This window comes from Lactiplantibacillus argentoratensis (assembly GCF_037290055.1).
Classification (GTDB): Bacteria; Bacillota; Bacilli; order Lactobacillales; family Lactobacillaceae; genus Lactiplantibacillus; species Lactiplantibacillus plantarum.
The window spans coordinates 1,130,997-1,152,265 of the sequence record NZ_CP147647.1 but is presented as its reverse complement, the minus strand read 5'-3'; the positions used below and the strand labels follow the sequence as shown (position 1 = coordinate 1,152,265).

The 21,269-nt window shown below is 45.7% G+C and carries 13 protein-coding genes, 2 tRNA genes, 1 pseudogene and 1 other annotated feature; of the genes and pseudogenes, 1 reads left to right on the top strand and 15 read right to left on the bottom strand.

Going from position 1 to position 21,269, the window contains the following annotated elements; genetic code table 11:
• Positions 1 to 183: 183 nt before the first annotated feature.
• The 3 genes from V7R88_RS05315 to V7R88_RS05305 form a co-directional block, all read right to left on the bottom strand.
• Positions 184 to 2,712 carry a PRD domain-containing protein gene (locus tag V7R88_RS05315; protein WP_054399284.1) on the bottom strand — a complete coding sequence of 843 codons (2,529 nt, stop codon included), beginning with the start codon at positions 2,710 to 2,712 and terminating at the stop codon, positions 184 to 186.
• Between the two features lie 133 nt (positions 2,713 to 2,845).
• Positions 2,846 to 3,502 (bottom strand): hypothetical protein, encoded by a 657-nt coding sequence (locus tag V7R88_RS05310; protein ID WP_054399285.1) that lies wholly within the window; start codon positions 3,500 to 3,502, stop codon positions 2,846 to 2,848.
• A gap of 568 nt (positions 3,503 to 4,070) precedes the next feature.
• Positions 4,071 to 6,065, bottom strand: coding sequence for an ATP-binding cassette domain-containing protein (locus tag V7R88_RS05305; RefSeq protein WP_226319944.1), 1,995 nt, complete (start codon positions 6,063 to 6,065; stop codon positions 4,071 to 4,073).
• Between the two features lie 258 nt (positions 6,066 to 6,323).
• On the opposite strand from V7R88_RS05305, the gene V7R88_RS05300 reads away from it, so the two are divergent.
• Complete coding sequence (locus V7R88_RS05300; RefSeq protein ID WP_057717567.1) at positions 6,324 to 6,800, top strand: hypothetical protein; 477 nt, start codon at positions 6,324 to 6,326, stop codon at positions 6,798 to 6,800.
• Positions 6,801 to 6,998: 198 nt separating this feature from the next.
• Here V7R88_RS05300 and argS read toward each other — a convergent pair whose 3' ends face one another.
• The 12 genes and pseudogenes from argS to V7R88_RS05240 form a co-directional block, all read right to left on the bottom strand.
• Positions 6,999 to 8,687 (bottom strand): arginine--tRNA ligase, encoded by a 1,689-nt coding sequence (gene argS, locus V7R88_RS05295; protein WP_054399288.1) that lies wholly within the window; start codon positions 8,685 to 8,687, stop codon positions 6,999 to 7,001.
• A gap of 271 nt (positions 8,688 to 8,958) precedes the next feature.
• Positions 8,959 to 9,405 (bottom strand): GNAT family N-acetyltransferase, encoded by a 447-nt coding sequence (locus tag V7R88_RS05290; protein WP_057717566.1) that lies wholly within the window; start codon positions 9,403 to 9,405, stop codon positions 8,959 to 8,961.
• A gap of 123 nt (positions 9,406 to 9,528) precedes the next feature.
• Positions 9,529 to 9,603 (bottom strand) — tRNA-Asp (locus V7R88_RS05285).
• 56 nt (positions 9,604 to 9,659) lie between these two features.
• Positions 9,660 to 9,730, bottom strand: a tRNA-Gly gene (locus V7R88_RS05280).
• A 62-nt stretch (positions 9,731 to 9,792) separates the two neighbouring features.
• Positions 9,793 to 10,038, bottom strand: a complete 246-nt coding sequence (locus V7R88_RS05275; protein ID WP_003643130.1) for a hypothetical protein — start codon at positions 10,036 to 10,038, stop codon at positions 9,793 to 9,795.
• Positions 10,039 to 10,164: 126 nt separating this feature from the next.
• Positions 10,165 to 11,555, bottom strand: a pseudogene (locus V7R88_RS05270) (MATE family efflux transporter).
• A gap of 275 nt (positions 11,556 to 11,830) precedes the next feature.
• Positions 11,831 to 13,606, bottom strand: coding sequence for an SLC13 family permease (locus V7R88_RS05265; RefSeq protein WP_152707005.1), 1,776 nt, complete (start codon positions 13,604 to 13,606; stop codon positions 11,831 to 11,833).
• A gap of 508 nt (positions 13,607 to 14,114) precedes the next feature.
• The gene (locus V7R88_RS05260; RefSeq protein ID WP_054399291.1) at positions 14,115 to 15,854 is read right to left on the bottom strand and encodes an aryl-sulfate sulfotransferase; all 1,740 of its coding nucleotides are present in this window, start codon (positions 15,852 to 15,854) and stop codon (positions 14,115 to 14,117) included.
• A 216-nt stretch (positions 15,855 to 16,070) separates the two neighbouring features.
• A complete protein-coding gene (locus V7R88_RS05255; RefSeq protein ID WP_054399292.1) occupies positions 16,071 to 17,027 on the bottom strand; it encodes a DHH family phosphoesterase in 957 nt (318 codons plus the stop codon).
• Positions 17,017 to 17,640: an adenylyl-sulfate kinase gene (gene cysC, locus V7R88_RS05250; protein ID WP_057717565.1), complete on the bottom strand. Its 624-nt coding sequence runs from the start codon at positions 17,638 to 17,640 to the stop codon at positions 17,017 to 17,019. Before cysC ends, V7R88_RS05255 begins: the two co-directional genes overlap by 11 nt.
• A 2-nt stretch (positions 17,641 to 17,642) precedes the next feature.
• Positions 17,643 to 18,818 (bottom strand): sulfate adenylyltransferase, encoded by a 1,176-nt coding sequence (sat, locus tag V7R88_RS05245; RefSeq protein WP_057717564.1) that lies wholly within the window; start codon positions 18,816 to 18,818, stop codon positions 17,643 to 17,645.
• Positions 18,796 to 20,433 carry a sulfotransferase family protein gene (locus V7R88_RS05240; protein ID WP_152707006.1) on the bottom strand — a complete coding sequence of 546 codons (1,638 nt, stop codon included), beginning with the start codon at positions 20,431 to 20,433 and terminating at the stop codon, positions 18,796 to 18,798. Before V7R88_RS05240 ends, sat begins: the two co-directional genes overlap by 23 nt.
• Positions 20,434 to 21,019: 586 nt before the next feature.
• Positions 21,020 to 21,259: a binding site (T-box leader), on the top strand.
• Positions 21,260 to 21,269 lie beyond the last annotated feature (10 nt).

The following is a 21,269-nucleotide window of genomic DNA, read 5'->3' as shown; positions in this document are numbered from 1 at the left end:
TGGCCTACTGAATAGTCACATCAAGCAATTACAACCACTCGATGCGACTATTTCAGCTTTGTTAGTACGTGCTCCGTCAATACCAGAACCACTATCAATACTTGCCCATCATTGCCCGCTTCGAAATCAAGGTTGCCACCTCCCTGCCCAACAATCTCAACCGATTGCTCATTTGAACTAGGCTCAGCGCAATTGCCTCAAGATGACGAGTAACGTTCCAATCATCTCATCATTCACAATCAGTTTGAATGTCTGTTCGATTGGTCGTAGACACCGTCGTAACTGTTGATAATCATCCGAATACTGAGTTATTAATTTCCGCGTTGGGGGCGTAGTCGTTTCAGTTTTGCCGGCCAAAATACGCTCAATCATGCTACCCAAGTGAACAAACAGGCCAATTTGTTGATCCTCAGTTAGTTGGTATAAGGTTGTCAAGTCGTCCATGAGTGGTGGTAACACACGCTGCAACTTAGCAACTTCTGCATATTCAAACTGCGTCTTAAAATACTGATAGATCTGATTATAAGTATCCCAGTGACCAGCTTCCGGCCGAAACATCAGTACCTGATCTAACTGCTGATGCGAGTGTTCAAAAACTGTTGCCATCGAAATAAACGGAATGCCGAATAGTTGAGGATCAAAGGTGCCGACAAACGCATGAATCTGATAAACCTGTTGTAATCTAAGTACGGTCGCGACCAACTCATCACGATGTCCAATCGCTAACGCCTTGACGCGCATTTGCAATCGTGAATACTTATCAATGTAATCTTTTAATTGCGCTGCACCTCCCTCACCCGTATGACACAGCGTGATGATCAACTCATCTTTGGTCATCTTTTTAGCATTCAATTGTTGCAGGTCGACCTTCACCAGGTGATAAACGTCATCTATATCCGTTGCGCGGGCACTCTTTCGAGCAGCATCTAAACCGACCAGGGTCACTGGAATTTGAATCATCCGAATTTTAGTCGAGAGTTCACCTTGAATGGTCGTCAACATCCATTTGATTGCTCCCATATCATAAATGATTATCACACCCGCGCCACCATCAATCTCACTGATTTTATGCTTCAGTGCTTTCATCACCATCACGCTATCGGCTGCTAGGTCAACATCATAAGCATAAGTATTATTAATCATGCTGAGTGTGTTGGTTGTTCGCATCAGGGCGCTGGCAGTTCCCATTCCATGCATGACATAAAGCACAACCGGATGCTGTCGTGTCACTGGTGATTGCGCAACTAAAAACGTCACCAATAGACTGACTTCGGCCGTTGGAATAGATAGGTTAAGCTTTGTCGCTAAAACCTGTGTTAATTTTACTGCTGCCTCATATTCGACCGCATACTGTGACTGTAATTGCGCGGCCGTTGTCAGTGAGGCAGATTTGGTCATTGGCATTTGCCGATATATTCCATTAATATGCAGACATAGGCCATTAAACACGCTCTCAGTCAACGGCCGTCCCAATAATCGTTCACAATCTGGCTGCCAGTCCCTGACAATCTCAATAATTATTGGAGCGACGATTTGTGCTAAGTTATGCGTATTGGATTCAAGCTGTTTTCCGACATCTTGGTCAATCACTGACAGCGATTGGTCGGCGCTGGTGTTCGACTCGGCCTGTTGCCGTCCCACTTTCAATGAACCCAAATTCAAATTAGACGTTGTATTAGTCTCAAACGATAAGTCAGCCGTTTCCAACACAGCCGCCAATTCCTTTTGATAGTCTCGTTCTTGCGTCAATGCCTGTTGCACCACTGGTGATAAATCAGCAAAGTATACGCGAACTTCACGGTCAGTATCAGTTATAAAACGAACATAGGCCTGCGCACAAGCCATAGTAATGGTCGCTTTCAACGTTTTTAAATTCTGATCATAGTTGGCCAACATGAGTGCCCTGGCAACATCTAACTCTACTCGAATCGTTCGCTTGGATTGTTGGGCTTCAATGGTCAAAAAATGGCGAATCAACGCCCACCTTTCTGACCACGGTCGCCGCTTGAAATCCGGTAATTCAATCTTCATTATCAATTGTTGTGTACCGAGAACTTGCTGCTCAACTCCGCTGACTAAAATAATTAACGGTGGTTGTTTGAAAGTCGCTACGGTTTCCATGACAGTCATCAATTGAGCACGCTGTGGACCATCTAAATAGTCATAATGGTCAATCACGACAATACCACCCTGGCATTGCCACCACAGACTGTTGGCGAACTCACCATGCTCACCAAATAATTGACTGTCAAGTTGGTGAATGTCGTCAGCATAATTACGACAATTAACAACAGTGGTGCTATCAGCGGCCGTCAGCATGCCCTGTTGCCTAGCAAAATCTCGAATTTCATGCACAAACGCGGTACTACCCGCCCCATCATTCGCCGCAATGTGAATATTCAACGGACCGCTGGGATACAGAACCGCCGCTTTTGCAAGTTTAATTGCATGTTGCAGGCTGTTCAGACTGCCAATTAGTCCCGTAAATGGTTCTTGGGAGCCTGAGGTAGCTAACAGAAATTGTACTGGCCGCGTCTTAGTCTTGACTAACTTGTGTTCGCGCACTAATGCATTCAAAGCCGCGCTAACATTTGTGCGTTGCATTTTCAATTGTGTCGCAATGACCATTGCTGTCACACCATCGTGATACCGCGTATCCGTTAAAACCAATTTGCGTACCATATCATAAATAAGCTCTCGAGTCGTTTCCATTTAGATTCCCCCACTAAATTTACATCACTACTTTTATACCAGACTTGTACATTTTTTGCCGTGATTTGCCATCGAAAAAAGCACCCGTTGCTCATCACAGCGCGTGTCGTTTCAATCAATACTTGTCTACAATTTAAGCCACTAGTTTCGTCAAAATCTGAGCAGCATCCGCTAAAACCTTTTCCGGATGCTGCCGTGCGTCCGCCAACATGCCTAGTGGCTCCAAATCCAAGGCAGCAAATTCTGCGTGCCGAGTTTGAAATTGACGATGAAATGGGAGCAACTCACTAGCCGACATCGCGGATCTAACGGCCACCGGTGCCGGATAGCGATTCAATACGGTATAGATTTTCGGGTTGGTAAGTGTGTACTCCATGCTAAATTGCAATGCCCCCAAATCTTGATACAATAACGTACTGACATCCGTTTCAGTAGAATAAGTCAAAATGATTTGTTGTGCCAATGGTAACCAACATTCATTGAGTAACCAGGTATAGTTATCGTGTTTTGGCCCCGTCGAATCAAGATCGATCAGCAAATAATCCGTCTGGACACCCTGTAATGCGGCCCAAAAGTTGTTGAGCTCATTAGCCGTCCGAATGTCTGACTGCCACTCATAGCAGTGATGCTTTTGAATAGTCCGCCACGTGACGGTTTGATAGTTGCAACTAACGATGGTGACCGTCATTTTCCAATTGGTCAATACGTTCGCTAACGCCAGTGTTAACAAGCTCTTGCCACTAGCGGCTTGCGTTCCACCAATGACTAGTGTTTGTGGTTGTTTCCTCAAAACAAAACCCTCCTTAGCTTAATTTACACCAACAGCATACCCGGACAGTCGCTGAATTGCCAGTGTTTTGCATGTATAACAGGGGGGACTTAGGGCTTTTTATGAGAAGTCACTGATAAGTTTGTTGGCGAATTAATTCACTCGCTGAAAGAGTCAAGTGGCCGATGGAATAATCGCGCCTAAGACTGACAAGACACGGTTTTGCGAAATTAAAGTAAACGTTATCAAGCATAGTAACCAATTTAAACGGATACAATTTAATTTTGCAATCACTATTCATCTCCCCGAAAATTAGTTTTTACTAATAATGTTTAGTTCAGTCAATTAACTAACCAGTACCGGACTTTGTTCTCCACCGTTATTCAGAGCACACATCAGATAATCACGCCCAAGTAGAATAGTGACCGAATTAAAATTGGCCCGACTAGTTATCAAAGACCTCGCCGAGCCAATCTAGTTTTCTCCATCTGTCAACGTCCTCGACAACCTTATCCAATCTCGTAATCGCTCACACAAAAACACGACTATATACACGGCACTGCGGAATACCCGCTACAGTTACTGGCAATTATTCCGCGGCCAGAGCCTTAATTGGGTTGGCCCGTGCTGCCCGCCGTGCCGGTAAAATGGCCGCCAGCCAGGCAATAATAATAGCAATCACAAAAACAGCAATCACGTTACTGAGTTGAATCTGAACCAGCGCGTACCCGCCCGTTAACTTAGCCAGCGCATGATTAAGCCCCCGCTCAGCTAGGTAGGACAGCCCAGTCGCTAAGGTGGCACTAATTATGCCCAGCATCAGTGCTTCGCTAGTAAACAATCGCCGAATGTCACGACGCCGCTCCCCTAATGACCGCAGAATACCGATTTCTCGCATCCGCGCACTGACCGACATAAACATCGTCACGATGATCATTAATGCGGAGACAATTAACGAAATCCCGGCAATCGCCGCTAACACTTTGGCCGCAATATTAACGTAAGTATTGAACGAATCCAGCGTGGCCGCGATACTGGTTGCCGCAAATGGCTGCTTACCATTGATCGATAAATGATTGATTTCATTAACCACGATCTGATTCTGTTCCCGACTCTTGATTCTAACGGTGACAAACGTCGGCTGCGTCGAAACCCGTGCGGCTGAACGCATTGCCTGCATCGTGTTGTAATTGACAGCATTCAGACCGACTTCTGAGGTGCTATCAACGATTCCGGCAACAGTCAATGCGCGCGTCACCGTTACGGGCTTTCCTTTTTGATCAAATGTCTGATAGCTGACCGTCACGGACCGCCCCACTAACTGGCGCCAATTGGTGGCCGACCATTTCTGAGCGATGGAAGACTTGTCCAATACAATCTGGTTGTCTCCGGCCACGTGGCCCGCTTTCAATTGCCGGGTCGGGTCGCTACTCGTCCAAGTCGTCAGCTCCGGTGCAGCAAACTTCTGTTGTCCGATTGCAATCGTTGCATTCGTCGCTGAGATGCCAGGTTCCACGTCAGTTACGTGCTTAAGATCCCGTAATGCTGTGAGCTGCGTGTCGGTGAACACGGGCATTCGCGCGGCGATGCCTCCAGCGACGGCCGGATCATAAACGGCCGCGGCCTGCTCATCACGATCCTTGGCGTTATCTGCTTGATGCATGACCATGATTGATTGCGGATCCACTAACGTATTCATTTCGTGGTTAATATAGCCCTTAATGCCGGTACCTAGGCCATCGAAAAGCATGACCGCAAATAGTCCAATCGCGGTTCCTAATACGATCAACGCATTCCAGGTCCACGTGTGTCGCATATGCTTGAAGGCCATCATGACTGACACGCGCCATGGCAGCGGCCGCGCGGGTAATGGTGCAACTGTTGCCGTGACCAATTCATTGTTGGTCGTCAGTGGTTGTGATTTGATTTGGCCGTTCACCAACTCAGCAATTCTAGTCGCGGCACCCGCCACGCGCTGTGAATGGGTGACACAAATCACCAAGCGCCCCTCCCGGGCAATTTTTTGAAGCATTGCCATGACATCGGCAGTATTATCAGCGTCCAACGCACCGGTCGGCTCATCGGCAATCAGGATTTTAGGATCACCGGCCAATGCCCGAGCAATCGCAACTCGTTGTTTTTGACCACCTGATAACTGTTGCGGGTATTTCTTGATTTGAGCCGTCAAACCAACGTCGGCCAGGAGATCGTGTGCCCGCCGCATCCGTTCGCTATGGCTTAACCTAGTCATATCTAGGGCTAACATGACATTTTCAAGCACCGTTAAATGACTGATCAGATTATAGCTCTGTGAAATATAGCCGATAACTTCACGCCGGTACTGATCCAACTGGCGCTCATGATGATAATCAAGCGGTTGTCCAGCAATACTGACGCTCCCCGTGAAGTCATGGTCGAGGCCCCTAATAATATTCATCAAGGTCGTCTTGCCACCACCTGACTCACCGACAATTGCCACAAATTCACCGAGTTCAAACTGCAAGTTAATATTCTTTAAGACGTTGAATGTTTGTTTGCCAACCTGATAGTTCTTACAAATATTCGTTAGTTCCAAATAACTCATCACCAAGCCCCCAATATGGCATTTTGAATTAGCTTCCAGAATACCACCCCTGGCTACGAAACTGGTCATAAAAATTTTAGTATCGTAAGTTGCCTTATTAAGATTTTAATGTTTCATGCCATCACCATCACGGCTTATAATCAGACGTAAATTAGGCTTGAGTTTACTACCTCGAACTGGTCACTAAGTTGGTGCTTGTCAACCAGCTAGATCATTCACCCAAAGTAAACGGCCAAGCCACCAATGGGAGGGGTATTCATGAAAAAGGCTTTCCGCTTAATCGGTTCCGACTACATTCGTTGCGCGATTTTTTTCGTAATTGCTTTTTATGCCGTCACCGCAGAGCCCAGCGGCCGGTTTCACCTACATTGGACGTTAACCAACATCTATCTGACTTCCGCATACTTCTTCGGCCATCCACTCCTAATGTGCCTATTGCCACGACTTGCCCATAACCCCTTTCAAATGATTTCAGTCGCTTCACGTGCGCTGAATGATGCGACCGGTCAACATCAAACAATCACTCAAATTTATCATAACGCCGTCAATCCCGTCAGTAGCCGTGATATGTTGCTCTCTCAAAATGAATATCGCGACGACATGATGTCGATCAGCGTTTCCTTTGTCATTCATGGTTGCTTATTGTTATTATCGTGGCCGTTAATCGGGCTCGTTTTACTAGGCCGGGGCGGTAAAGTTTTGATCCATCGACTGATGATCCGCTTCACACGATAAGTCTGGTTCCAGTTACAAGAGTGGGGCGCAGCTACCTGCTCGCGATTTCTGCGATTGGTTCGCAACTTGCCTTCGCCCGCGGTCGTACATCGAATCCTGTGCCGCTATGACCGCAACCAAAAAACGCCACGCATACTAGCTCGGCTTTAACGGCCGGTTTCGCATGCGTGGCGTTCAAACTTGAACAGTTAATTCTAATTACATTTCATCGGGAGCCTTAACGCCAAGTAAGCGAAGAGCTTCCTTCAAGACGATGCTGACACTCTTGACTAATGCCAAACGTGCGTTTAATTCATCATCTTCAACTAAGATCTTGGTGTTAGCATAATACTTGTTGTATGCCTTGGCTAAGTGGATCGCATACTTAGCAATAACGGATGGTTCGTATTCCGTGCTGGCACGTACCACAGTTGCTGGGAATTCACTCAATAACTTCAAGGTATCCCAAGCGGCTGGGTCGCTTAACGTTTGACCAGTTACCGCAATTTCTGGGCTACCGGCTTTCCGCAAGATACTTTCAGCGCGTGCATGGGCGTATTGTACGTATGGCCCAGTCTCGCCTTCGAAACGAACAACTTCTTCCAAGTTGAAGTCAAAGCTGTTCATCCGTTCGTTCTTCAAGTCATGGAAGACCACAGCGCCAATCCCAACGGCATCCGCAACTTCATCCTTGTTAGGCAAGTCGGGATTCTTGGCTTCGATTTGCTCATGCGCTAACGCAACCGCATCGTCCAAGACCTTATCGAGCAAAATGACCCGGCCACTCCGAGTTGACAACTTCTTACCACCAGAAGTAATCAAGCCAAATGGAATGTGGTGGATCTGATCAGCCCAGTCAAAGCCCATCTCAGTCAACACAGCCTTCAATTGCTTGAAGTGGTTGGTCTGTTCATTCCCAACGACGTAGAGGGACTGCACGAAATCATAAGTCCGTTTCCGGTAGATTGCAGCGGCCAAGTCCCGCGTGATGTATAAGGTCGCGCCATCTGATTTCTTAATCAATGCCGGATTCAAGTCATACTTGCTTAAGTCCACCACTTCGGCGCCTTGGCTTTCTTGCAAGAGGTGCTTATCCTCCAAGATGTCGACAACTTCTTGCATCTTATCATTGTAGAAAGCTTCACCCTTGAAGGAATCAAAGTCGATATCCAAACGTTGGTAAATCTTCTTGAACGCCTTCAATGATTCTGAGCGGAACCACGACCACAGATGAGTCGCTTCTTCGTCACCATTTTCCAACTTCTTGAACCATTCACGGGCTTCGTCGTCCATTTCAGGATGGTCCACGTCTTCTTTATGAAAACGCACGTAGTATTTTAATAGGTTATTGATTGGATCAGCTTTAACTTCAGCTTCGCTTCCCCACATCTTGTACGCTGTGATTAGCTTACCGAACTGCGTGCCCCAGTCACCTAAGTGGTTGATCTTAACTGGTTGGTAATCCAACTTACTTAAAATATTTGCCAATGAATTCCCAATCACTGTTGAACGTAAATGACCCATCGAGATTGGTTTGGCAATGTTTGGCGATGACATATCGATGGGAACTTGACCCGCTTCACCGAGCTTAGCATCACCAAAATGACCACCATTCGCCAACACTTGATTTAAAATATCGGCCGCAAACGCTTCTTTTTTGAAGAAGAAGTTAACGTATGGTCCCATTGCAACAACTTTTTCAAAGTCACTGCCATCGACTTTTTCGACGATGTCGCTGGCAATCATCTGGGGTGCCTTGTGTAACGTTTTGGCTAAGGTAAAGGTTGGAAAGGCCAAGTCCCCCTGCTTAGACGTCTTTGGTTGTTCGATCTTGTCTAGAATCGCTTCCTGCGTTAAATCTGGTAGTGCTGGCGCTAAGGCCGCTGCGACGAGTTGTTTATAATCCATATTGTCCTCCTTGACTGTCTTGCGGGACAAAAAAAGTCCCTCACATATTTAAAAACATGTAAGAGACGAGACGTGCCCGCGGTACCACTCTAATTGATATGACATCCACTTATTATCGAATTGTCGTCTTCAAAAGCGCGCTTCCAATGATGCTTATATTCGGCTCCCATCATCCCGAACTCGCTGGTCTAAGCATTCATCGTACTATTCTTTCTCATTAGACGTATATATTTTTACCATGCGTTAGTATAACAGAATTCAACCGGTTTGACTAGTTCAACGTTAAAATCATATCCTGATGCGGAATCCCATCCTCTAAATAAACGTCAGAAACTGGTTGAAACCCGAATCCACGGTAGAAGCGATCCAAGTAATGTTGGGCCTGAATGTTGATTTGTGTCGTTGTTGGCCACAACGCTTGAATCTGATCGATTGCCTGCTGGAGCAACTGCTGTCCGTAGCCGTGCCCCCGCACCGCCGGATTAGTGATCACCCGGCCGATACGGGCCTGCTGGTTGGCTTCACGCATTAAGCGTGCATATACTAGCAGCCGTCCCGTTGAATCTAGCCCCCGTAAATGCCAAGCGGTTAGATCCGTATCGTCGACCTCTTGGTACGGACAAGCCTGTTCGACGACAAAAACGGCCACGCGGAGCTTGTAAATCTGTTGTAACTGCCGAACGGTTAACTCATCGAACGGCATTGTCGTAAATTGCATGTTATCTCCTTAATGCTGACTATTGACCACTGAGTCGGCCAATCATTAATCATCCAGACTTTTATCCAATAAAAAAGAACGGGTCATCGCTGACTGACGTTCTTGATTATCATCATCTATTGACGGTCCGTACGAGACTCGAACTCGTGATCTCCTGCGTGACAGGCAGGCGTCCTAAACCAACTAGACCAACGGACCATGCGCTCAAGGAGCTTGAGAATACAATGACTATTAACCGAACTGATTAATAGCAAAGCGGGTGACGGGAATCGGACCCGCGACGCAAGCTTGGGAAGCTTGAATTTTACCACTAAACTACACCCGCATTTGACAACAGAAATTAGTATAGCATACATTTTTTCTGTTGTCATGGTTATTTATAAATTTTTAGTCTTCTTTTTCTGGGACAACTTTCGGCTTTGGCGCCGCTTTAATAAGCTTAGCATCATCCTTACGAACAACTGCGCGGTGGTTATACTCGTTAACAATTGGTTCGTCAGCTTTTTGAAATTCTTTAATTAAGATCAAGACTGAATTTTCATACACTTTTTCAATTTCGCCCTTGAAATCGTGTTCCAACGAAGCAAACTTCTTACCAGCGACGTAATCGCCAATTTTTAATTCTACGGCCATTTGTAAACTCCTTAACGTTTTTCAATTCATGCCCCGTCCATAGGTGTCCGGGAGATTAGATGAGTGACTTTAAAATAAAATTGATAACAAATATTATCAAATAATCCGCTTGGTTGCAAGCCTTAATTACAATTTTTCAGAATCGTTTAATATTGGTCGGCCCCTTCTGCGACCGTGTTTGTCATGCGGGCCTGTTGCCGTAAATCGTGGACCGATTTGATGTAAGCAGGCAACAGCACGGCACACGACCCTAACCAAGCTAACGGTTCCGAACTACAAGCACCGGCGTAATCGAAGATCCGAACTAAGATCAGCGCCGCAAACACCCGCATAAAGAGTTCCGCCGCGCCCGCCAAGGTTGGAATCGCGCTGCGTCCAAGCCCTTGCAAGGTATTACGCATAATAAATAACATTGATAAGAGGATATACGTACTTCCGATGACGTTAAAATACGTCTGGGATAAGTTCAATACCGCCATGTCCTGATGACCGACGAAGAACCCCACAAGCTGTTTACCCCAAATAATTTCGATCAAGCCGGCAGCCACACTAAAGCTCCCCGACAACCACATGGTCTGCTTGACCCCCGTGATAATCCGTTCATACTGATGCGCGCCATAATTCTGAGCTGCGAAAGTCGCCATGGTGACCCCAAAAGACATTAATGGCTGAGTCGCGACTTGGTCGATTTTCTGAGCAGCAGTCGTCGCCGCCACTGAGTTAGTACCAAGACTATTTAATGCCGCTTGTAACACGATCGTTCCAATCGCTATGATTGACATCTGAAAGGCCATGGGTAGCCCAACATTCAGGTGGGCCTTCACTTCTGACCAAACTAACTTGAAGTGGCACCGCCCAATGTGTAAGATGGGCACTTTGACGATGATGTAAACCACACACATGAGCGTTGCAATGGTTTGCGCTAAGATTGTCGCCCAGCTCGCCCCGGCAATGCCCCATTTGAAAACCAAGATGAATAACAATTCCAAGCCGATATTAATTAATGCGCTGATAATCAAAAACCATAACGGCGTGCGACTATCACCGAGTGCGCGAATGATGTTTGACAATAGGTTGAACGCAATTGGTGCCAGCATCCCGCCAAGCATAATTTGTAAGAACGTCCGCGCATCCGCAATGATATCCGTCGGCGTTTGCATCAACAACAAGATGTGGTCGACGAAGATCAACGACAGAATCGTCAAAATAATCCCGACAATCAAACTAACTACGATACTAATCGCAAAACTGCGCCGCACCGCTTTAAAATCACGTGCCCCAAAATGTTGGGCTGTTAATATGGATAAGCCAGCGGTTAACCCCTGCGCAAAGCCAATGATCAAAAACTGAACACTCCCAGTTGATCCAACTGCCGCTAAGGCTTTAACCCCTAACGTCTGACCAACGATCAACGTGTCCGATAAACTATAAAATTGTTGAAAAATGTTACCGATTAGTAACGGAATCGTAAACCAAAAAATTAATTTTAGCGGTTTTCCCTTTGTTAAATCGTTCATTTTCGCACTCCTTTCATTAATTAAGATGACGTACTTGTAATCGTTTTCTTGGCGCTTTGCCAGACAAGCAAACTTTGCTAGTATATCAACTTTAGATTTATAATACTAGTCCTTTGTTCGTAAATATTAAATATTTTATTTTAATTAGTGAATTGGCCGTCTTGATTTACTTTTTAAGGTTATTTCACTGTGCTAAGCTGTCACCGATTTACTAACCAACACAAAAAAACTTGTCAGCAGCCACTCACAAGTCTTTTAGATTCGATTAAGTCACATCACAGCACCATATAATAGTAATAGGACACAAACACACAAACGACCATACAAATCAAATTTAACGGAATTCCGACTTTAAAGTAGTCCGTGAACTTATAATGTCCAGGGCCGTAAACAATCAAGTTTGTTTGATACCCGATTGGCGTTGAAAAGTCCGCCGTCGCAGCAATCGTAATCAACATAACAAGCATCATCACGGGTAGATTTTCCAACTTCGCTGCGGAAACGACCACTGGAAACATCAGTGATAACGCCGCCGCATTGGACAAGATGGCCGTTAAGAAATTGGTCACGAAATAAATCAGGAACATATAGATGATTGGTGACGCATTCCCGGTAATTGCTACCAATGACTTCGCGATAAACTTATCAGCACCCACGTTCGACATCGCAAGCCCAAGTCCATAACTACTAGCCACTAAAAACAACACGTTCATATCGACAGCCTTCACAATATCGCTGATTGAAACGCATTTCGTCAAGAAAAGTACCACGCACGAGGCCGCCAGACCAACGAACAAATCAATCACGCCCATAGTCGACACGATGATCGTTGCAACCAATAAAACAATCGGTAAAACATCCTTATAAGTATGTTTCCGGGACTTCACTGGTTGTGAATTAAAGACGTGTAAATCTTTGAGACTTGCCAGCTCGTCTGGTTCACCAGTGGTAATCATGACCAAGTTGTCCCCGCCTTTTAAGCGAATACTTCCGAGATGCCCTTCGAGGTTGACATCGTTGCGTCGAATTGCGACGACGACACTCCCAAAGACATTGCGAAAACGCGCTGATTTGACCGTTTGGTTCACCAAACTGGACGTGTCCGGAATGGAGACTTCGACGAGCCGAACCCGTTCATTGGTGATATCAGTCATATTGATTTTCTGAGTGCTTGGTATTAGACCTTTAATATTCATAAGATCATTAATACAATCAAAATTTCCAGTGAAGTAAAGACGGTCACCTAACTGTAGAATCGTCTCATCCGTCACCGGCACGATCGACTGACCACTCCGATTAATCGCCACTAAGAAAGAGCGCGGTAAATTACGAAGTTTGGCGGCGACCACCGTTTGATTGAGGTGTTCAAACTCATCGCCGATCGTCATTTCAATCAAGTAATCATTCGGTTCAGCAACAACATCGTCAACACTACTCCCATAATAGGTCGGTAACATGCGGTACCCGATTGTCAGTAAGTAAATCAACCCAATAATCGTGATGGGAACCCCGATGACGGCCAAGTCAAAGGTACCAAATTGTGCTAATTTGTACTTAGACAATAATCCTTGTGCCACTAGATTGGTCGAAGTCCCTAGAACGGTCAACAGCCCACTCAGAATCGTGGCATAGGATAGTGGGATCAAGAACTTTGAGATTGCCATCCCTTTCTGCTTCGTCCAACGCTGGACCATCGGTGTCAAAGTGGACACAATCGGGGTATTATTCATAAACGGTGAAATCACACTCACGCTCGCTAACAACCGTAATAAGGAACGCTTTTCGCTGTGACCATCGCCGAGAATCCGGTCAAATAAGCGGGTAATAATATTACTTTTGGCAATGGCATAGGCAATAATATACATCAGGGCAATTGTCGCTAATCCGTCGTTAGCAAAACCAGACAGTGCGTCCGTTGGCGACAAGATGCCGACAAACATCAAGAACGCTAAGGCACACAAGATTACGGCGTTCGGGGTCGTAACTTCCATGGCCATTAATATAAATGATACTAATAACGTGATTAAAACAATTGCAATATTTAAGGTCATCGTCATCGCTCCGCTTCAACTAATTTTCATCTCGCTGAGTCTTGCGCCACTGCTCATAATCAGCCTATATCCGTCGCGCCGTTCAACATAAGAACCATTGTAGACTTGGAATGTGAACATAAATGCGACACGGTATGAAATTATTCTAGCTTTGCGGATGATTTTGCGACCAAATTGTGACTTTTTCATTAACATTCAGTCACAACTTTGCAAACGACCTTTTCGGGCTGACAACTGGTTTAAGAACGGACGCGCTTGAAGTCGTGTGGATGACGAAATATTGATTATCAAGCATTCAAAAGTGACGCCTAGCTAGTCAACCGGCAATCATTATCCGCAGTTATTGATCAACCGATATTATGACTAGTCCGCCATTGAGCCATATTTTCATACCGGGCTACTAACGACCATCGCGCCATCAGTATCTTGGTTAGCGCAACACGCAAACAGGCGCCCCCGACCAGATGAGCCATCTAGTCATGAGCGCCCGTTTTACATTCGATAATCCTTATTCATTAATACCATACGTGTGTTTCGTCGGATACAACGAGAAGCGTTCGGCCCGGTAGACATAACCACCGCTTGGAAGACCCGTTAATTCAACGTTAAACACCTGTTGCTTGCTCTTCAAATCGTATTCAATAATATTAGCTGATTTACCATTATTCAACCAACCAAAATCAATTAGCCGATTCGAAGCACTCAAGTAACGATTAGAACCAATAATATTGGCAAAGTTCTTCTTACCTAATGACTTGCCGTAACTGCCAACTTGAGAAATCGTCTTCGTCTTTTCATTAATATGATATTCGACACCTTCTGAATATTTACCAGAAGAGTCCGCCAACGATTTCTTGGTCGTACCAACTGCCACGTTATTGTTGAAGATCATCACGTTGAGCGAGTTCTTCTTGCCCAAGGTGCTTGGATCAACGATGGCGGCATGTTGCCCACCCGGCCAAGCAATCTTACCACTAGCCTTCAGCAAGTACTTGCGGTACGATTTCGGCCAAGCTGAAGTCTTCTTACCAGACAAGATCCACTTGATCTTTTCAGTCTTGTAATCGATCTTCATCACTAAGTTCTGGTTGCGACTTGAAATAATCAAGCTCTTATCCGTCTTATCATAATAGACGGAGTTCTGATGGAACCAGTCCTTCTTACCCATATATTTACTGGACTTCGTCGCGTTGTACTTCGTATAGAACTTCGCAGGTAGGATATTCTTCATGTTGATGACCTTGGTAATCTTACCCGTCTTATGCGATATAACGATCATCGTGTCTTCGACATAAGTCCGGCCGCCATCGGAAACGGTCGCAATCAGATCACCGTTTGGCAATTCCGTTACGTCATGGTGGACCTGATTATGGTTCTGCTTCTTAGAACCCTTAGCCTTACCCCAGGCCTTATGATTAAATTTATAAGTCTTATAAACTTTACCCGTATAATCCATTTCAACTAACTCATCAAAATATGAATTCTTAGCATTCGATTTGGTCCAAATCAATAAATGCCCATTGTTAAGTTGTTTGAAAATGTGGGAAGTTGGCCGCGTTGTATACCACCGAATATTACCATCCGCATCCATCCCGAACGATAAGTTTTTAGACTGCTTGCTCCCAGAGATCGTCGTCCGAACCATAAATGTCAGCTTCGAATTGCCAGTCCCTAAGACCATTTTTTGTTTGTTAGCCTTCTTAACGTTGATCTTAAAATCGGTCAACGCTGAAGGTAACTTCGCCGTCTTGAGTCGGATCGTCTTGGTTGTCGACGTGCCATTCTTATAGGTTACCTTAATCTTGACCTGGTTATTCGTGTTGGCGTATAACCCCAGCACAGTCAAATCATGACTTGTCGTATACTTATTGACCGTATTAGAAATTGAAGTCTTACTACTCTTACCGACCACCGTATAACTGACCTTGGCCGCCTTGCTGGTCTGGAAAATCACCTTGGCGGATAACGGAGACACCCCGTATGGGTTAACCTTCGTGTACATGTTATTAACGGTATAATTCTTATTAGCGACCGCCTTCTTCAGCGTCGCCGTCTCACCCGACTGGGCCTTAATCTCAGTCTTGACTAGCCGCGTGTTGATGTCCTTCTTCGTCGCACTCGCCGAACGTACCTTACTAGTGGTCGTTGTCGTTGCAGTTGACTGATGATACTTGTAATACCCAAAACCACCGCCAATCGCGACAATCACAACGACAATTAGTGCAATCAACCAATTTCGCTTTTTCATTTACCTTTCACCGACCCTATCTCACTGTTTTTTCTGACACTAGTTGAAACCTCACGACTGTGACTCGAACCAGATGACCACTTTTCGGCTAACTGTCAGTAGGACACCCTGATAACAATGACCTAATCTAACTGTGTGCGTCACTTCATCGCTAGAAACCGCCAGTAATTATGCCACTGAGCCGAAACCACCCAGTTAATATTAATTTCATTATACTTAATCCACTGCCGTCGCAGCTAATATTTGCGCCTGCATTCGCTCAATCACTTGTCCCACCGTCGCTAGGTCCGGAACAAATGCCCCACTTGCTAACGGATGACCGCCACCATTGAACGCTTTGGCGACCGCATTGACGTTGATTGCTTTGGACCGGAAGTGCACGCGGTATTGTCCCTGTGGGGTTTCAATGAAGAATAACCACACTTTGACCGTCGTCAAGTTACCGGGTAACGGGACAATTGCGTCCTCATCACCATACTCCAGACCAAAATCACTAAATAGCCGTTGCGGTAAGACAACGTGTGCCAGGCCACTTGGGGCAATAGTTTGTTCGCTCAGAACGTATCCGTACAACTTGCTGAGTGCCGGCGTCAAGTCCATTTCATGGTGACTAATAGTGGCAATATCAATGTCCGTTGCCGCGAGTGCACTCGCAATCTTCAAGGCTCGAGCTGACGTCTCAGGAGTCGAAAAGCGCACCGTATCGCCGATCATGCCGGCATATAGTTTAGTGGCAACGGCCGTCGTTATGGTAAAACGCCCCGCTTGTGCCAACTCATAAATCATCTCCGAGCAACTGCTATAAGTTTCATCGACCCAGTTCAGTTGCCCATAGGGATCGTGATTCGGGTGGTGGTCGATTTTGATGACAAAGGCATCTGATGGCAACGCCCCGGCCAAGCGCTCGTGATTAGCACAATCTACGGCAATGACGAGGTCCGTTGCTTGTGGGGTCACTGGCTGCTCATCGGTTGGATCGATCCACGCCAAATGGCCCGGAACTGGCGCCATCGCCACAACGAATTTCTCTGGATAAGCTGCTTTGAGCAAAGCGACCAATCCAAACTGTGCCCCGATTGCATCGGGATCCGGATTCGTATGACGATAGACCAAGATTCGGTCCATTTTCACAATCGATTTTGTGATGGCAGTAATGATTGCACTAGTTTTCATTTGCAGTAACCAAACTGACGTAATGGTGTTCCGCTAAGTAATTCAATACTTGTTGCACGGAAGCGGCCAGTGGCTGTTTAGACGTATCAATCGTGATCTCAGGATCGATTGGCGCTTCGTATGGCGCATCGATACCCGTAAAGCCTGTGATCTCACCACGACGCGCCTTCGCGTACAATTGCTTCACATCCCGTTGTTCACAAACTTCAAGTGGCGTATCAACAAACACTTCAATAAACTCATCGGCCTCCAGGTTCGCCCGCACTTTATCACGGTCGGCCCGATATGGCGAAATGAAAGCCGTCAACGTAATCACACCAGCATCGACAAATAGTTTGGCAACTTCACCGATTCGACGAATATTCTCTTCACGGTCTTCCGCTGAAAATCCTAAATTCTTATTCAAGCCAAAACGCATATTGTCGCCGTCTAAGACGTAACTACCAATTTGTTGGTCAAATAGTGCTTTTTCAACGGCATTCGCGATTGTCGACTTACCAGAGCCAGACAGGCCCGTAAACCATAAAACGACACTCTTGTGATGGTTCAGCGCTTGCCGTTCAGCTTTGCTAACTTGCGAATGGTGCCAAGTAATATTATCTGACTTTACCATGCTTAGACCTCCTGTTGCTGTTCACGTTTGCGCTTCAACCCGTCGATGAGGACCCGGGCTACTTCGGGACGTGAGACTTCCTTTAGTGGTACGACACCATCAGCCAGCATCTTACGAACCTTTGTCCCACTCAATGAGATGTGATCTTCGGCACCGTGTGGGCACGTCTTCTGCGTTGCCATTGATCCACACTTCTTGCAGTAGAAGGAATTATCGAATTTGAAGAAGTGCATCCCCATCTCGTCTTCGACCGAAGTGATTAATTTTTGGGCTTCATAGGTCCCGTAATAGTCACCCACACCAGCATGGTCACGACCGACGATAAAATCAGTACAACCATAGTTTTTACGAACGATTGCGTGTAAGATGGCTTCCTTAGGACCAGCATACCGCATCGCGGCTGGATAAATGACCAACCGAACACGGTCTTCTGGATAGTAATACTTCAGAATCGTCTTATAGCTTTCCATCCGAACGTCTGCTGGAACATCTTCCGCCTTGGTCTCACCAACCAATGGATTTAAGAATAACCCATCGACGTTTTCCAAAGCTAATTTTTGAATATATTCATGCGCCCGATGAATTGGATTCCGTGTCTGGAACCCAACGATCCGCTTCCAGCCGAGGTCATGGAACATCTTCCGAGTTTCTAATGGTTCCATATAATAATCACTAAAAGCACCATGATCTGGCTTATGCAACAATTTAATTGCACCACCCAAGTAGACGTCACCATTGGCATACAAGCGTTTAACACCTGGATGGGCTTCGTCGGTGGTCTTGTAGACGTTTTGGGCTTCCAATTGCTTGTCCGGAACAAACTTATCTTCAACTTGCATCGTGCCATAAATGACGCCGTCAGCGCCCTTCAAAGCAATCTTAGTATTCAATTCAATCTTATCAGCATCCGCTTGGGACACACCCAGCGTAATTGGTACACTCCAGATAACGCCACTCTTCAAGTGCATCGTGTTGACCACTGAATGGTAATCATCACTGACCATGAAGCCAGTCAGGGGGCTAAAACCACCAATCCCAATTAATTCCAAGTCTGAGATATTCCAATTATTGATGGTTAAACTTGGCAGCTGCTCAGCAGCCTGACGCGCTGCTTCACTAAAATCTTCTAAATTAACTAACTTACCACCATGAGCTTTAATTCCGTACACTGTTTGCATATTGATCACCTTTCACGTTTAAAATTTCATCATAATTAAGACTTACAAAATGGTTCAATGCGGCTTGCTGTTGTTCATCCTGACTCGCACGTCGACACAACGCTGTTAAAGTTGCCGCCACCTCATCCATGTCTAGCGGGGTCCGCAGCTTGAACGTTTCGTCCGGCTGTTCATCTCGTAATGGCGCTGCCTTGGTCGGCTCAGCAGCAATAAAAGCCGTCACCGCACTTTGCGACGCAGGGGTTCCCAGTTCGTCAGCCATCAGGACCAAGTATGGTGGCTGTTCAACCGCGTGCAACGTCCGTATTAAATGTTGAATCGCTAATCGGCGCTCACGTTCATCAGTGATGGCCGTTAAGTCATCTGCAATCACCACGTTATGCGTATCCGCACCTAACTCGGCACTGACCGTCGTTAACATTTCAACGATTTCATTGTTTTTAGCATCGCCAATTCCCCACAACGTCTCGCGTTTTGCGTTTTTACGGAGATAATTATTCAAGGCTTCCTTTTGCTCGACCACTAAATAGTCCAAGGGGTACGTCTGAATGGCAATCGTATTATTATTCAACCGTTCGCTCAAATCTTCGGCAATCTCATGACTGTCAGCTTCTGTGCCGACCATCTTGACTTGACCGTTTCGTAAAGTCGTGTTGACCTGATCAACCTGGGCCTGATCTTCGCCGAATACAAAGAACGTTTTACTATTGATCTTGACGTTAAAGTCCCGATATAAAGCGCCATACTTGGCTAAATACTCGTCAGTCATCTCGTCGATGCGCTGTTGAAATTCAGCCGAAGCAAAGTAATCCGGGTCAGCCGCAGCTTGACGGCCTAGTAAGTAAAGTGCCTTAACATCGGGTTCCACGTCCGTTCGAGCTTCAAACTCAGCTAAGCTTTCACCGCTATCACTCTTTTGGAGTGCTGGATCGATGAAGTCATCGATTTGCGCTTGCAGGGCCGCCTCATCGCTCGTCCATGGTAAGTTGAATTGGGTCGCGATTCGTTTCAATGTCGTCAACGTCTGACCAAATAAATCTTCGTACGTGACGAGGATGCGGTGCTCACGGTCGGTATCACGTAATGAAAGCAACGTCCGGACTTGCCACTGACGCATTGCGAGCGTGGTATCACGATGCCAAGCGCGCTCATTCGAATTGACCACGTCCATCGGATTACGTAACAAGACGATCTCAGCCGGCTGAACCTCAACGTCAGCCAAAACACGTTGCCACAATTCGATATAATCATTCATCCGTGGGTCTTTAATCGCCAGATATTGTTCATTCTCAAAAAAGTTTCGTAGATACGTGGTTAACGCCGCCCGGTCCTTTTTAATCTTCGGGCTATCGTAGTAACCCTTGAAGGCTGGCCGGTACCGGATGCGACTTCCAAGTGACTTGTGAATATTGATGACATCTTTATTTTCAAAATAGCCTTTCGGATTGATCCGCTTACTAGGTGCCAGCAGGTTATCAGTCCCGAGAGAAATGCCCATCAAATTAACACACTTAGTCATTACCGATGTTCCGGAACGGCCACTCCCAAGAATTAATACGACCTGCTTCGTTGGTTGACGGTGATTAAACAATCGTTGCCATAAGCTTTGACTCATTCTTCATCATCCTAATCATTATTATTTATTTGATCTTTGGTACTTCGCTAGTGGGCTCACCAAATATACTAGCAAGTTAATTGTGAAAATAAGTACTCTTAACTCGAAAAAAATATGATGATTTCATGAAATTTAGTGCTTTTAGCAAGTACGCACCCGGTAATCTGCTGGGTGTAGATTAGGACATTTCCCCACAGTTTTGATGAAATATTCAAATTTTAGGACTATTAAAATTCCTTTATACCAGTGCATTGATTACCAAAGCACCTGATTTCATTAAGTATCGTCAGCACCCTTAACCAACTTAATCCTCAATTGAATGCTTGGCGCAACACCCCTGTTATGAAGGCCTAAAATGTCAACCCAACCATGTGGGAGCTGCGTTTCAACCCTATTCACCAGCTCAAGTGGTCGAAATCCGACAACGGTTGCTGGCAAAGACTAGTGGCTGTTCACACTACGTTTCCTACTTGCCTGGCTCCAAATAGCGTGTGCGTCACATTACGCCTTGAATATGTTCAAAAGATTAAAAAATAATTTGATTAAATTAGAAATTGGTGGTATTTTCTAATCAACCATAAAACATGTAAACGTCCTGAAGAGGAAAGTAATCATCGCTACCCGTGCAGTGAGTTTGGAATAGTGCAAACCAAACCGGAAAACGATTGATGAAAAATGGCCTCCAAACGGCACCACTGAGCTTTTGCCAGGTGATGACAGTTAGCTACTGTTAATAAGCTTCCGTATGAAACGTACGGATTGAGGTCAATATCGTGAGGTGTTGACAAATTAAGGTGGTACCGCGAACGGCAACTTCGTCCTTTAATCAGGATGAG